Raw genomic sequence first — 14156 nt, 5'->3', positions numbered from 1 at the left:
AATACGTAGTGATAAAGATAGTCCTAAATACTCGGATAGTGCTATATATAGTACGACTATATTGCCTAATGATGCTGTTACAAAACAAGATAGGCTTTGTTAATGTTTCTACCAAATGTAACTGTCAGCGTGAATGGCTATGACACGATGACTTTTTTGCCTTCAGAGTCAATAGGTAAGTCAGCCAAGCAAATTAAACTATCGTTACTCACACCAGCAATCAAATATTGTTGCGTGGTCGGATCATACTCAACAACCTCAATAGGCTGGCGTGTCAAACGCTGGTCTTGGCCAATAATCCAGACATTGGCGGTCAACGGTTTAAGCGGCATATAAGGCGGTTTTTGTAACTCTGTTAAGTCAACATCATGTAAGGCGCGCTTGGGCACGATAGTACCTACGTCTATTTGTCCATAATTGACTCGCCCCGTGACCTTTATTTCTGGTTGTAGCTTGTCACGGCTGGCTTCATTGTCAATGACGTTAACATACACCAACAGTTTTTTTGGCTGGCTGGTAGGCACAAGCTTACTGACCTGACCTGTAAACTTGTCAGTGATACCTTCGGTCGTAAAATTGACAGTCTGACCAACTGAAAGCTGAGGCTCCGCTTGAATGGGTAGTGTCGCCGCAAAGTGCAATTTGGTCTCGTCACTAATTTCTAATAGGGGCGTGCGCGCCGCCATTTTTCACCAGTTGTGGCATATAGGTTTTCTACACGACCTGAAAAGCTAGCAGTTATCGTCACCAAATTATATTGTGGGTTCGGTTTTTTAGTAGCAGTTTTTATACCATTACTATCGGCGTTATCACTATTATCTGTCACAAGGTTTGCTGCTGACGACTCTTTTTTATCATTGTTAGTATTATTTACATTAGCATCATTATCAACAGATAAAGCCTTAGTAGAGCTAGAGTCAGAATTGTCGTCAATACTTGGTGTATTCTCTGGTTTCTTATTATTGGTAGTGCTTGTCACTATCTCTTCTTTAGAAGAGTTGGCTTCTGTAGATGTGTCTGATTTTACGGTAGGATCACTCACCGCCGCCAAACGCCTGACAACTAGTAAAGGCGTACCTTTTTCTACCCATTGACCTTCGCTAACGAACGTTTTTTCTATATTGACGGGATGTACTGCAAAAAATTTGGTTTGTTTGATAGGCTCGATGCTACCTTGCAGCCCTAGACTTGGCTGATAACGGGAAGACTTTATACTGAGTATGTGTTCTGGTGTGATCGTGACACTATCACTGGTAATGACAACGGGGGAGTCTGCCGTTGCCGTGTTTTCAGGAGCGACTGATTCATTCTCAGATGGTGAGGGTTGACAAGCAGCAAGCAATAAAACGCTGAGCAAGTAGAGGCTTTTTTTGGAATGTTTAAAGGCTGTCATAGCAGTCACCGTTATAGTCGTCGTTTCATTATATAGTGAATAGATACGCGGTGGAACAATTGCGCCACACTTACTAATCTTAGATGCGTAAGCGTTTGTCATAAGAAAATAGATGAGGTTGCCGACTTATTAAATAAGAACAGCGGTTTATGATACTCATTAGTTAGAACATTAATTCGCTAATGACTGGAAAAGCATCAATAACTGTGCTAAAACAAACATAACGAAATACTGTGATACATTTTTATCACAAAAGAAAATTATTCAGCAATGTGGTTATTGATTCTATATAATGCAGGGATATCATAAAGTTGGTTGCCTCGTTGTTTAAATGACGTTGTCACTGAAAGTAAGTGAGTTCAAAAACTTTTGAGTGTTTTAAGAGATAATACGACTTTGCTTGATGGTTATAGAAGTAAAATATCAGGCCTAAAAAGCTAAGAATCGCACTCAATTTTATGAGCTTATTACGAGCAAAGTGCGTATAGTAACTCATGTTGACGCTGTGTTTGATGGGCAGACACTGATAAAAGGTATTCACTGTCATAAAAGGTCTAATGAAGTCTCAGTCTTTTGTATTGGTCTCATATTGACTGATATCATGACTTAAGATGATTGTTAGAGCTTTATATAGACAGAGAGCGTTACGAATAAATAGTCGTTCATAGGATAATGATAATGGAAAATAATTTTGAAGGTTTGAAAGTAATGGTGATTGATGATTCAAAAACCATTCGCCGTACCGCAGAAACCTTGCTACAAAAAGCGGGTTGTGAAGTCGTAACCGCTATAGATGGCTTCGATGCCTTAGCAAAAATTGTTGATAACAACCCAGATATTATTTTTGTCGACATCATGATGCCGCGCTTAGATGGCTATCAGACTTGTGCACTCATAAAAAATAACCCTGATTATGCTAATAAACCCGTGATTATGTTGTCATCTAAAGATGGCTTATTTGATAAAGCCCGTGGCCGCATCGTCGGATCTGATGAGTATTTGACCAAACCATTTAGTAAAGATGAGCTTTTTGATGCGATTAACCAGTACCGTTAATCAGCTCTATAGACTCAAATATAGTGATTGCTAAGATTAAAAATAATGACTCACTATTTAAGTGACTAACATACTAAGTGACTAGCATAAAAATAAATCACGAATAAGATGTTGGCCATTATTTTCAGTCGTTTTATCAACAATATATCCTCATAGATATTTTAGAAAATAAAGGAAAATCCTATGGCTACCGTTTTAGTCATTGACGACTCACCATCAGAAATGGCGAAATTTCGCGACATGCTTTCTAAAAATAACTTTCAAGTATTAGAAGCATCAAATGGCGAGCAGGGCTGTCAGATGGCAGCTGATCATCTGCCAGATGTCATTTTAATGGATGTAGTAATGCCAGAAATGAACGGTTTTCAGGCTACGCGAAAAATCACTCGCGGCAAAACCACCGCTCATATACCTGTCATTATGATCAGTACCAAAAATCAAGAAACCGATAGAGTGTGGGGCAAGCGTCAAGGTGCCAAAGAGTATATGAATAAGCCAGTCGATGAAAACGTATTGGTCAATATGATTCGCAAAGTGATGGAGTAACTTGTGGCCTCTAGAGGATTCATTGAGCTTCTGCGTCTAGCAGATTTGGCACGTGCGCGCAAAAGCGGTCGCCGCGGTGGTCAAGAGTTTGATTGGCAAGGGGTGGTATTTGAGATTGGTGGTCAGCGCTTAGTTGCTCCTATGGGTCAGGTATCAGAGGTGTTATCCATGCCAGAATACACTAGCTTACCTCTAGTAAAGCCTTGGATGCTAGGTATTGCCAATATTCGCGGACGACTACTACCTTTGACGGATTTGTCACGCTTTTTACAAGTGCCAAGCCGCTTGCCACAGCTAAGCCAGCGCAAAGTTATTGTGATCGATCACGATAATAACTTTTCAGGGCTACTGGTCGATCAAGTGCTTGGTATCGAACAGTTCACTCAGGAACATTACCGCCCAGAAGCGATTGATTCCAATTCACCATTTGCACCTTATAACCATGGTAAGTTTTTGAAAGACGAGCAGGAGTGGTACGTTTTCATGCCAAGCTTGCTGGCACAAGATCTGCAGTATTCAGATGCTGCGATATAGTAATCGACAATAAAACATCTATTTATTCGGTAACGACAGATTAATAGCGGCTGACACGATACAGTGGAATGTCAGTATTTATACAGGCTTTGCTAATCATTGTTTTGATAACAACAAGATTGTCAAAGTCAGTCACGATAAGACTTTGACGATTGTTTGAAAGGGATACGCAAGATGAGTGATGTTAAAAGAAAACCTGTAGCTGGTACAGGCAACACAACTGTAGAAGGCAAAGAGACCAATAATACGTGGAATCTATTATTAGGATTTTTTATTCTGCTGAGTGTGGTCTGTGTCGTTTGGTTGGCTAACGCGGTGTTATCGGTGAGTCAAGACTTTACTAACTTTAATCAAACAATTGTTTTACCAGCACTTGTCTTTGCTATTGGTGCTTTGGGTATTATGTTTGCCTCGTATCAATTGCTTAAGCAACGTGGGGGATCGGAGCGTTTGCTGATTGAAAAAGAAACCTTACGCCGCCGTCAAGAAGCAGAAGCAGAGTCTGAACGAGCTCGTCAAATTCAAGAAGAAAATGAACGTAACCAGATCGCTATTCTACGCCTACTTGATGAGTTAGGGGGATTTGGCAGAAGGTGATTTGACGGTCAATGCTACCGTGTCAGAAGACTTTACAGGGGCAATTGCTGATTCAGTCAACTTCGCAATTGACCAATTACGTCAATTGGTCTTGGTTATTAACAGTACTGCCGACCGAGTTGCACAGTCTTCAGATCAAACGCAGATGAACGCTGTTGAGCTTGCTGAAGCTTCTGAACATCAAGCGCAAGAAATTGCTGGTGTATCAGCCGCTATTAATGAGATGACCGTGTCAATTGACCAAGTTTCGAATAATGCGTCAGAGTCTGCGACGGTTGCTCAGCGTTCAGTTGCCATTGCCTATAATGGGGCAGAAGTTGTACAGCGTTCGATTGAAGGTATGAACGTTATTCGTGATCAGATTCAAGAGACATCGAAACGTATCAAGCGCCTTGGTGAGTCTTCTCAAGAGATTGGTGATATCGTTGGCTTGATTAACGATATTGCAGACCAAACCAACGTTCTGGCATTGAACGCCGCCATTCAGGCATCGATGGCAGGTGAGGGCTGGTCGAGGCTTTGCAGTTGTTGCTGATGAGGTTCAGCGTCTGGCTGAGCGTTCAGCGAATGCGACCAAACAGATTGAAACGTTGGTAAAAACCATTCAGGCGGATACTAATGAGGCTGTTATGTCGATGGAATCGACGACATCTGAAGTAGTACGTGGTGCTCGTTTGGCAAAAGATGCTGGTGAAGCACTAGAAGAGGTACAGAGCGTTTCTAACACGTTGGCTGACTTGATTCAGAACATCTCAAATGCTGCATTACAGCAGGCTGAATCTGCTGGCCATATTTCTCATACTATGAATATCATTCAAGATATTACTTCACAAACCTCATCTGGTACGTTGGCCACAGCACGTTCTATTGGTGAGTTGAGTGAAATGGCTGCCGCACTACAAGAGTCGGTTACTGGCTTTAAAGTATCGAACGATGATGAATTGTTAGATGATGAAATGATTAACTCTGAACAAACCTTATCAGAAATTGTCTAACCTTTTAGCTTGAATATTGAATCGGTATTGATACGTCTTTTTGTATAAGATTTTAATTAAAATGCTGTATAGGTTCTGACGCCGTGCAGCATTAATAATAGCAGGCGACGTGAACAATCATATACAAGCAGAAAAGGCTCTATCTAATACATTTGAACCTGTATGGGGTGATGAGATGATACAGGGCGATAGTGCTAATTTACAGCAATGGCAGAGATATATAGAACAAGAGATTGGCTTTATATTGCCAAATACGCAGCTGCAGTGGTTGACCAATGCCATTGACCACACAGCAACATTAAATGGACTCACTACTCAGCAGCTCTGGTATCAATTACCAAAGAATAATGAGATTCGTCAGCAGCTATTAGACAAAGTGCTCATTCATGAGAGTCGCTTTTTCGTCATAAACCTTCTATCGATTTCATCACACGATATGCAATAGACAAGTGTGCAGATGACAGGAGTAAGCCCTTTCGCATTTGGAGCGTTGGTTGTGCAAGTGGGCACGAGACTTGGTCACTGGCCATGAGTCTGACAGCAGCGCAGTTATCCAATCATGTGATACTGGGAACAGATGTGAGCGAGCAAGCGATTACAAACGCGCGATTAGGACAATATGATCAACGGCAGTATTCATTAATTCCTCAAAATTGTCAGCAGTTTGTTTACCCTTTGATCACCAAAAATGCAGGTAATGAGCTGAGTATGGCTGATACTTCTAGTAAAGTAGAAAGGTCTATCAATACTCAGTTTGACTGGCAAGTAGCGCCAGCTTTACGACCTTATGTTAGCTTTGCTCTACACAATGTTATTGAACAAAAATCACCCACTTCGCATCTTCAAAATGTGATTATCTGCCAAAACATGCTGCTGTATTTTCGCAAGTTTGATCAGCGTGATATTTTGGCATGGCTATCAGAGCAGTGTGCGGTAGAGGGATATATTATATTGGCTCCAGGTGAGGGCGTTGTTTTGGCGCCCTTCGAATATGCGCCGTATTGCGCACCCACAAGTGAATGTGTGGCAAAAAATTAGTGCCTAAATTAGTGCCTAGACGAGTTAGGATAAACCTATGAAAAAGCAGCCCAATGACATAGTGACGCTTGAGTGGTTGTCGCCACTGCTCAATCAGCAATTATCACAGATATCTGATGGCTGGCAATCAGGTGCTGATATCGACAGTTATCAACAGATGACATCGCACTACTATCAAGTTAGTGGTGCGCTGACTATGATTCGCTTGCCTCTACTAGCAGATCTTGCCAATAAGTTGAGTTTTATGGCGAGCTTGGGGGCTAGTCACAATCTGTCTGCTAGAGACTGTCAAATAGGCAAGTTTTCTCATAAGTTATTGCAACATGCGCTCAATCAATATACGCATCTAGGCAAATACAACCGTGCTCTAATAAATAAGGCTACTAATGAGCTTGCTCAGATACTATCGCAACGAGGTGTGGAAGCAGATGCATTTATAGATGCTACTGATACCCAGCATGCGCATCTAAACAATGATGATACTCATGAAGATATGGTTCATGAAGATATTGTCAATAGCATTCAGATCGCAGTACCCACGAGTAATGTTACGACCAATTTAGAAGATCAACACTATCAGCAGATGTTACTGGTGTGGCGACAGCAAGTACAAAAATTGCTGGTTGCCAATATGAATCAGGCACCTGTTCTACAAATTTTAGAAAAAGTTAGTCAATATCTATGGCAGAATACTCAAGACAATGATTTACAGCGTCTATGGTATTTGAGCGAGTTGTGGCTGAGTGATCTTGCCCATAATGAAGCGCCATCACCTGAATATTATGCGCCACTATTAGGTCAGCTTGATCGCGTCATAGAATCTGCTACTCAGCCCACGCACTTATCTTCGAGCCTTGTTAAAGGCTTGATCAACAGTGTCTATATTCAGCTCATCTACCTAGAGAATAGTAGCGAGCGAACTCAATCTACCCTTAATGAGATATCACAGCGTGAGCCTGCGACCTTACGTTTTTTAACGCGATTGCTCAGTGAGATTGAGACTCTTATCTTCAATCTAGATAAGCCAGATACGCTAATAAATCCTCTACGATATATAAAGAGCCAGCTTGAGAGTCGAGGTTGGGTGCAATATGCGTCGCAAGTTGAATCGATCCTTACAGATTTAGAGCAAGCACGCTTATCAGAGACAGAGTTTACGCAGCAGCAATGGCACATAGAGCGCAAGTTACAAGAGCTATATAGTGCTATTTACGATACCGAGCAGGCAATATCACTCAAAATTGGCGCTTCTTCTTCTTCTTTTGCTATTATACCTGAAGCGTTTGATAGCAGTGATGTAAAGGATGAAGGTAGACATGAGTCAGTTTCTACTGACAGTGACTTACGTGAGCTACGTATTGCCGTTGAAGAGATCAAGGAAAGCTTTAACGAGTATATACAACGTCAAGATATCCAGTCTTTACCAGTCATTGCTGACTTTGACAAGATTGCCCATGCTTTTGATGATATGGGACTGCCAGTCATTAGTGAGACGATAGAAAATATAGGCAGTATATTCACACAACTGCTCACTCATGAGGTTGCTGTACTTAGCTGGGATGTGACCCAAGCCTTGGCGGAGAGTCTGACCTCGATTGAATTGTTACTCGACTATCTTGCGCAGCAAGTCTTTGATCAAAACTTATTGACGCAGGCAAATGAGTATGCAGCGAAAGCATCACAGCTTCTTAATGCGTATGCGAAATCACCAGAAACAACTAACGATACATGGCTGACGCAAAAGCCAGTCGCGATGAATGTGCTTCGTTATGATGATAGTGGTGAGATCGCACCTGTGACCAGCTCAGATAATGAAACGGTGATAGCAACGCAAGATACCACTGATACTAATCCTAATGTAGAGAGTGATGCATTGCTGCGTGCTCGTGAACAACTCAAGCCTGACAACTTTGAAGTTGATGAAGAGATTCGTGATATTTTTATCGAAGAAGTGAACGACGTCATTACTGATTTAGAAGATTTTCTTCCTATTTGGCAGCAGGATTCACAAAATCTAACACCCTTGACCGAAGTCCGTAGAAGCTTTCATACCTTAAAAGGCTCAGGCCGCATGGTTGGTGCCTTTAGCATCAGTGAGATGGCGTGGTCAATAGAAAACCTACTTAACCGTCTGTTGGATAAGACACTCCCTGTAACAGACGATGTCGTACGTCTGGTAATAGAGACGGCGGAACGTTTGCCAGTGCTACTGACAGATTTTGCCGCACAACAATTACCGAGCTCTGATCCTGCTATTACTATTCTGAAAAGTCGTAACCTAATGACGCAGCAGCCTGTCAATGCTGGTTTAGATACGTTTGAGACTGGAATCACTGAAACATCAGCTGAAGTAGCGTTAGGTATCGATGACTCTGATTCAATGGATGATGTATCGTTAGAAACATTACTTTCGAGCGTTGATGGTGCTGAAGGAGCAGATTCTGAAAGCAATAATACAAATATACCAGAATCGCTATCTGGTTTAGAGATTCCAGCAGTACTTATCCCGTTTATGCAAGAAACCGAGCAATTAGCAGCCGATGCGAATGATTCAGATCCTGATATTAAAGAGATATTTATAGAAGAGGCCGAGGAAGTACTTGCCGAAATCGTACCTTTATATGAAGGTTGGCAGCTAGCATCGACTGACCTTGCCGCTCTAAAAGATATCCGTCGCGGTTTTCATACTCTAAAAGGCTCTGGTCGCATGGTGGGCGCTAATTACACCGCCGAGCTAGCATGGGCGATAGAGAATATGCTTAATCGCGTATTGGATCATAGTGTTATTGTCTCAAATGATATGTGTCAGCTGATGTCAGATGTATTGGCCGCTTATCCTGAAATGTTAGTAGCATTTGAAAATAACAGCCAAGATTACCCAGCTTTAGTGCCCTTATGGATTGCCTGCGCCAATGCCTATAGTAAGCAACAGGGTGATGCGTTTAGTTACTCTCGCTTATATGAGCAAGCAACAAGCCATTCTGAAGCTGAAGCTGAAGCTGACGCCGCGCAAGAGCCTGTATTGATGACTAGCATAGACGAAGACAATCCTACCTATGATGAGACTAATGAAGCGATAGACATGACGCTACAGACCTTCCATTCTGTCAACGAAAAAATGGCAGAGGCAACTGTTGTTTTAGCGCCTCAAAGCGAAGAAGAAAAAAGCATTTTGTAAGATATTTATTGATGAAGCAGAAGAGTTACTTCATCACATTGATCAATTTGTCAGCGACAATCAAGATCAGCAACTGATTGAGATAACGGATGAAATAGTACGTGCATTTCACACATTACGAGCCGCATCTGGCTCCAGTGCTTTGGCTGCTATCAGCGAAGTTAGCGCAGCGATAGAGCACAGTTTGGAGCTATTGCATCAGCAAGATATAGCGATGAGTGCCCAACATCTAGAGGCTTTAGCGCAATCTGCCAAGCTGATAAATGGTTATTTAAGTAGCTACAAACAAAATATTCAGCAGCGTAGTGTCATAGTAGAAGATTCACACAGTCAGCAAGAGCAAGACATAGCGTCATTGCAAGCAATGCTGGCTGAGCAGTATGTCATTAGTGATGCTGATGCGACCGTTGTTACTAATAGCAAACCAACGATAGAAGAGCTATTAGATAATAATATCGACACGTTGTTAGATGCTGAGTGGGGGTTAGAGGAGGCGCTCGGTCATGCTGAAAAGAACACAGTCAAGACTATATCGCGCAGCAAATTTCACAAATCACCTGTTTAATAGATAAAGCTCAAGCATTTCCAAAATTCATTACCGTTCTGAATGAGCTAGGTAATGCCTATAGTTACCTGAGTGATAATATTGATAAAGCGAGAGATAGAGATATTCAATCTATTCTGCTATCAGGTCATGCCCAGTTGATTGGGCTATTCGATGCCCTAGCTGGTAGTACGTCATTGAAAATAGACCAGCAGGTAATGAGTGAGCTACAAGGTATCTATCAAAATGATAACCTTGACGATAACGACGAAGGCTTTGTCGTTCGAGCTATTTCAGCACCTAAAATCCAATTTGAAACGATTGATACGGATATTGAGCTATTAGAGATTTTCTTAGAAGAAGCTCAAGAACTTGATAACGCCCTAGATGAGAGTTTCAATAAATGGCGTGACGATATTACTAATATCAACTCGCTAAAAGTATTACAGCGTCATTTGCACACCATTAAAGGTGGCGCACGGATGGCTGGCATTCGTAGTATTGGTGATCTAACTCATGAAGCAGAAAGTGTTTATGAGTCTTTTGTAGAAAACAGACGAGAGCCGACGACACAGTGGCTTGAGATTATGCAAATGGTGCAAGACACGATGTCGCAACAAGTGATGCATATCGTGAATCATAAAAAATCCTTTTTCACCCTCAGAGCTGATTGAGCAACTAAGAACGTTTGAAAAGAAAAAACCTTACCAGAAACGGTAGAGCTGATCATACCAGTACCGAAAAACTATTTTGAACCAGACATTCAAAACGTAGTGGCGGATGAGGCCATTAGCAATACCGAAACATCAGAATTGCTCAGCCTAGACACTATGATTAAGCAATCATGGGCTAATGGGTTGCCTGATCCAGACATATTATCGGTGTTCTTAGAAGAGGCGGAGGAGCTTACCAATCGTAATAAATACCTGCATTTGTTCTTGAACGACACAAATAATACCACAGCATTACAAGCACTTCAGCGAGATCTGCATACGATTAAGGGCGGTGCCCGAATGGTGACTGCGTCCGGTATCGCTGATTTGGCTCATGAGATGGAGTCGGTTTATACGGATTTTGTGAGTAACCGTCGTCCCCCTACTCAGAAAGTATTAGAGTTGCTAGTTGCCAGTCATGATTGGCTTGCTGATGCCGTATTTATACTTCAGCATCATGTCAATCCGCCAACGCCTGCACTATTGATCGAGGCGTTAGAGCAGTTTGGGAGAAATCCTGATAGTCTCAAACAAGTTCCTAAAGAATCCCTACAGTCTCAGCGCGAAGCAATTTTGATTGCCAAAGAAAACCAAGACCCTCACTATCTTGCAAAAGATATTAGCGAGATGCCATCTATGTTCAGTAATACCAATAAGGAGGACGACAGCACTAGTAGTAATGAAATGATTCGTATCTCAGGTGGTCTGATTGAGCATATGATTAATCTATCTGGTGAGTCAGCGATTAACCGCGCCCGTATTGATATGGGTATTAGTAGCTTGACCAACAGTATCGAAGAGATGGGTACAACGGTACAGCGACTGGCAGATCAGTTACGCCGTATGGAGATTGAGCTTGAAGCTCAGATTTTGTCACAAATAGATGATGAGCTGATTGATAATGAGGATTTCGATCCTCTCGAGATGGATCAGTATTCTTCACTGAATCAATTATCAAAATCATTGACAGAATCTGCCTCGGATTTGGTGGATATTAACCATACTCTATTAGAAAAGACTCGTGATAGTGAAAGCCTGTTGCTACAGCTATCGCGGACACAGACTGAGTTGCAAGATGGGCTGATGAATTCGCGTATGGTACCATTCACGCGTCTGACACCGCGTCTTGAGCGTATTGTTCGGCAGACGGCTAATGAGTTGAATAAATCGGTTGAGCTGACCATCATCAACGCTGATGATGAGATGGACAGAACCATCCTAGAGCGGATTACCTCACCGCTTGAGCATATGCTACGAAATGCTGTCGATCACGGTATCGAAACCACATCAGCACGTCTAAAAGCAGGTAAAGAGCGCAGTGGTAATATTACGCTTGAGGTACATCGTGAAGGTAGTGAGATTGTCATCCAACTATCAGATGATGGCCGTGGTATCGATGTAGAAGCGGTAAGAAATAAAGCGATCTCTCAAGGTCTTATTGATGCAGACGATGACAGTCTCTCTGATCTTGATATTATGCAATATATCTTTAATGCTGGGCTGAGTACTAGTAAGCAGGTGACACAGATCTCTGGACGCGGCGTTGGCATGGACGTTGTTATTAGTGAAATTCGTCAGTTAGGCGGTGCGGTCTCTGTTGTCTCCGAGCTTGGCAAAGGCTCTAAATTTACGATGCGCTTGCCATTGACTGTTGCTGTTTCTGATGCGCTGGTTGTGCGCGCCGCAGATCGTTACTATGCAATACCATTGGTACAGATTGAGCGCGTGGTACGGGTTAACCCAGAAAAGCTCTATGACTATTATCATTCAGATGATGCTACATTGAACTTTGAAGACACGGAATATCGTGTACGCTATCTCAACGAGATCTTATCTGGTAATAAACTGAACGAGCTGGTGGTTAATACCAACACCAGTCTGCCGCTGATTATTATTAAAAACCGCACAGGGCAAAATATTGCACTGCAAGTTGATCAGATTGCAGGATCACGTATCGAAGTTGTTGTTAAGCCTCTAGGACAGCAACTATCAAACATACCAGGTATTTCAGCGGCTACTATCATGGGTGATGGCTCGGTAATGCTCATCCTAGACTTAATTGCATTAATGCGTAACGCACAGCTGGTCAAAAACCTCTCAAAATCTGCGAGTACCAAGCGAGGACGTATCGCCACCAAATCAACGATACTGGTAGTCGACGACTCAGTAACTGTACGTAAGGTAACGTCTCGCTTCTTGGAGCGTCAAGGATTCAATGTGGCGGTTGCAAAGATGGCATCGATGCAATCGAGATACTACAAGATACAACACCAGATATGATCTTGTTAGATATCGAAATGCCGCGTATGGATGGATTCGAGGTGGCGACTCAGGTCAGATTCAATAGTCGATTACAGCATATCCCAATTATTATGATTACCTCACGTACTGGAGAAAAACATCGTGAGCGTGCTCTAGAGATTGGGGTGAACGACTATATGGGTAAACCATTCCAAGAAAAAGAGCTTCTTGAAAAAATTCAAAGACTACTAGGTGAAGAGGTTAGCCTAACTAATGACGGATAATGCACGTGTTTTAGCACTGCGGCAAAAAAGCAATCATGATATCAAAGTGCTGGTGATGGCAGAGGATCATCGCCAGCGCTTGGCTTTTTCAGATACCGTACGTAGTTGCGGCTTTACCCTTGTAGGTTGTGTGTCAAGAGCACAGTGGCAAGAAAAAAGTGAGCTGTCTAATGCAGATATTGATATTTGGCTGATAGACAGTGATTACGACGACAGTGTAGCAACCGCAACAATCGCGTCAAAATCAGCGGCTGTCTTGGTGGGCTTTAGCCAAGCACCGTATCTCAATGAGGCACAGCAATATGGTAAATGGCAGCGTAAGTTAAAACGTAAACTTGCAAAGCTTTTAGCACTACCAGCCCTGATCGATACTCCCGAATACAAGGGCGATGACACTGAAAGAAGCTGGCAGTATGTCGTGTTTCTGGGCGCGTCTATGGGCGGCCCTAGTGCGGTAAAAGAATTTTTAGACAATGTGCCAGCGACACTGCCAGTGTGTATTTTATTGGCGCATCATTTCAATCAGACCATGATTGGTACGTTACCACGGATACTCAATCGCCATAATGATTGGCGCTGTGAGGTTATCGCGTCCTCGCAGCGTTTGCGAGCAGGGCATTGCCTCATAGCCCCTATTGATAAGCAAATAGTCTGTGATTCAGCTGGTAGGGTCATCTTGTTAGATCAAGCATGGAGCGGTGAATATAAGCCTGCTATTGGTCAGATTCTAAAAAACACCAGTGATGTCTATGGTAGCGATCTAATCAATATTATATTTTCGGGTATGGGCAATGATGGCTCTCAGTATTTGGATATGGTTCAAGACAACAACAGCCAGTTGTGGGCGCAAGACCCTAGTCTGAGTGCATGTCCGAGTCAACCTCAGGCTATTATTGACTCAGGGTATTGTGGTTTCGTTGGTAGTCCGACAGATTTGGCAAAAAACTGACTGATTATATTGGTGAAAGGGCAGCAAGCCATTCACGCTAACTGATTGTGAGCGACGTATGAAACAAATTTTGAAACACTCATTTGAA

General features: G+C 42.4%; 8 protein-coding genes and 2 pseudogenes. 8 read left to right on the top strand and 2 right to left on the bottom strand.

The genetic code is table 11. The features are described from left to right. Positions 1-137: 137 nt before the first annotated feature. Entirely contained in the window at positions 138-686 is a 549-nt protein-coding gene (locus tag PKHYL_RS14235; RefSeq protein WP_240365440.1) for an HlyD family efflux transporter periplasmic adaptor subunit, read from the bottom strand. Next, on the bottom strand, positions 662-1393 hold the full coding sequence (locus PKHYL_RS14230; RefSeq protein ID WP_240365439.1) for a hypothetical protein: 732 nt from the start codon (positions 1391-1393) through the stop codon (positions 662-664). Before PKHYL_RS14230 ends, PKHYL_RS14235 begins: the two co-directional genes overlap by 25 nt. A 678-nt stretch (positions 1394-2071) precedes the next feature. Here PKHYL_RS14230 and pilG point away from each other — a divergent pair. From pilG to PKHYL_RS14170, 8 genes and pseudogenes are all read left to right on the top strand, one after another. After that, the gene (pilG, locus tag PKHYL_RS14225; RefSeq protein ID WP_057761576.1) at positions 2072-2449 is read left to right on the top strand and encodes a twitching motility response regulator PilG; all 378 of its coding nucleotides are present in this window, start codon (positions 2072-2074) and stop codon (positions 2447-2449) included. 183 nt (positions 2450-2632) lie between these two features. Further along, positions 2633-2995 carry a response regulator gene (locus PKHYL_RS14220; protein WP_071002986.1) on the top strand — a complete coding sequence of 121 codons (363 nt, stop codon included), beginning with the start codon at positions 2633-2635 and terminating at the stop codon, positions 2993-2995. Between the two features lie 3 nt (positions 2996-2998). After that, a complete protein-coding gene (locus PKHYL_RS14215) occupies positions 2999-3529 on the top strand; it encodes a chemotaxis protein CheW (RefSeq protein WP_071002987.1) in 531 nt (176 codons plus the stop codon). Positions 3530-4045: 516 nt separating this feature from the next. Next, positions 4046-5121: pseudogene (locus PKHYL_RS14210) on the top strand (methyl-accepting chemotaxis protein); the annotation flags it as partial. A gap of 109 nt (positions 5122-5230) precedes the next feature. Next, positions 5231-5566 carry a hypothetical protein gene (locus PKHYL_RS14205; RefSeq protein ID WP_240365438.1) on the top strand — a complete coding sequence of 112 codons (336 nt, stop codon included), beginning with the start codon at positions 5231-5233 and terminating at the stop codon, positions 5564-5566. Continuing rightward, on the top strand, positions 5539-6159 hold the full coding sequence (locus PKHYL_RS14200) for a CheR family methyltransferase (RefSeq protein ID WP_332835974.1): 621 nt from the start codon (positions 5539-5541) through the stop codon (positions 6157-6159). Before PKHYL_RS14205 ends, PKHYL_RS14200 begins: the two co-directional genes overlap by 28 nt. A 37-nt stretch (positions 6160-6196) precedes the next feature. Then, positions 6197-13119 (top strand): annotated as a pseudogene (locus PKHYL_RS19035) (Hpt domain-containing protein). Beyond that, positions 13109-14068: a chemotaxis protein CheB gene (locus PKHYL_RS14170; protein ID WP_240365434.1), complete on the top strand. Its 960-nt coding sequence runs from the start codon at positions 13109-13111 to the stop codon at positions 14066-14068. Before PKHYL_RS19035 ends, PKHYL_RS14170 begins: the two are co-directional and overlap by 11 nt. Positions 14069-14156: the final 88 nt, after the last annotated feature.

The sequence above is a fragment of the Psychrobacter sp. KH172YL61 genome (genome assembly GCF_007182895.1).
In the GTDB taxonomy this organism is placed as follows: Bacteria; Pseudomonadota; Gammaproteobacteria; order Pseudomonadales; family Moraxellaceae; genus Psychrobacter; species Psychrobacter pacificensis.
This window is presented reverse-complemented; position numbering and strand designations above follow the sequence as displayed.

Coding starts and splice junctions, on each gene's coding strand:
- PKHYL_RS14235 (WP_240365440.1), bottom strand. CDS start 686: ATGGCGGCGCGCACGCCCCTATTAGAAATTAGTGACGAGACCAAATTG.
- PKHYL_RS14230 (WP_240365439.1), bottom strand. CDS start 1,393: ATGACAGCCTTTAAACATTCCAAAAAAAGCCTCTACTTGCTCAGCGTT.
- pilG (WP_057761576.1), top strand. CDS start 2,072: ATGGAAAATAATTTTGAAGGTTTGAAAGTAATGGTGATTGATGATTCA.
- PKHYL_RS14220 (WP_071002986.1), top strand. CDS start 2,633: ATGGCTACCGTTTTAGTCATTGACGACTCACCATCAGAAATGGCGAAA.
- PKHYL_RS14170 (WP_240365434.1), top strand. CDS start 13,109: ATGACGGATAATGCACGTGTTTTAGCACTGCGGCAAAAAAGCAATCAT.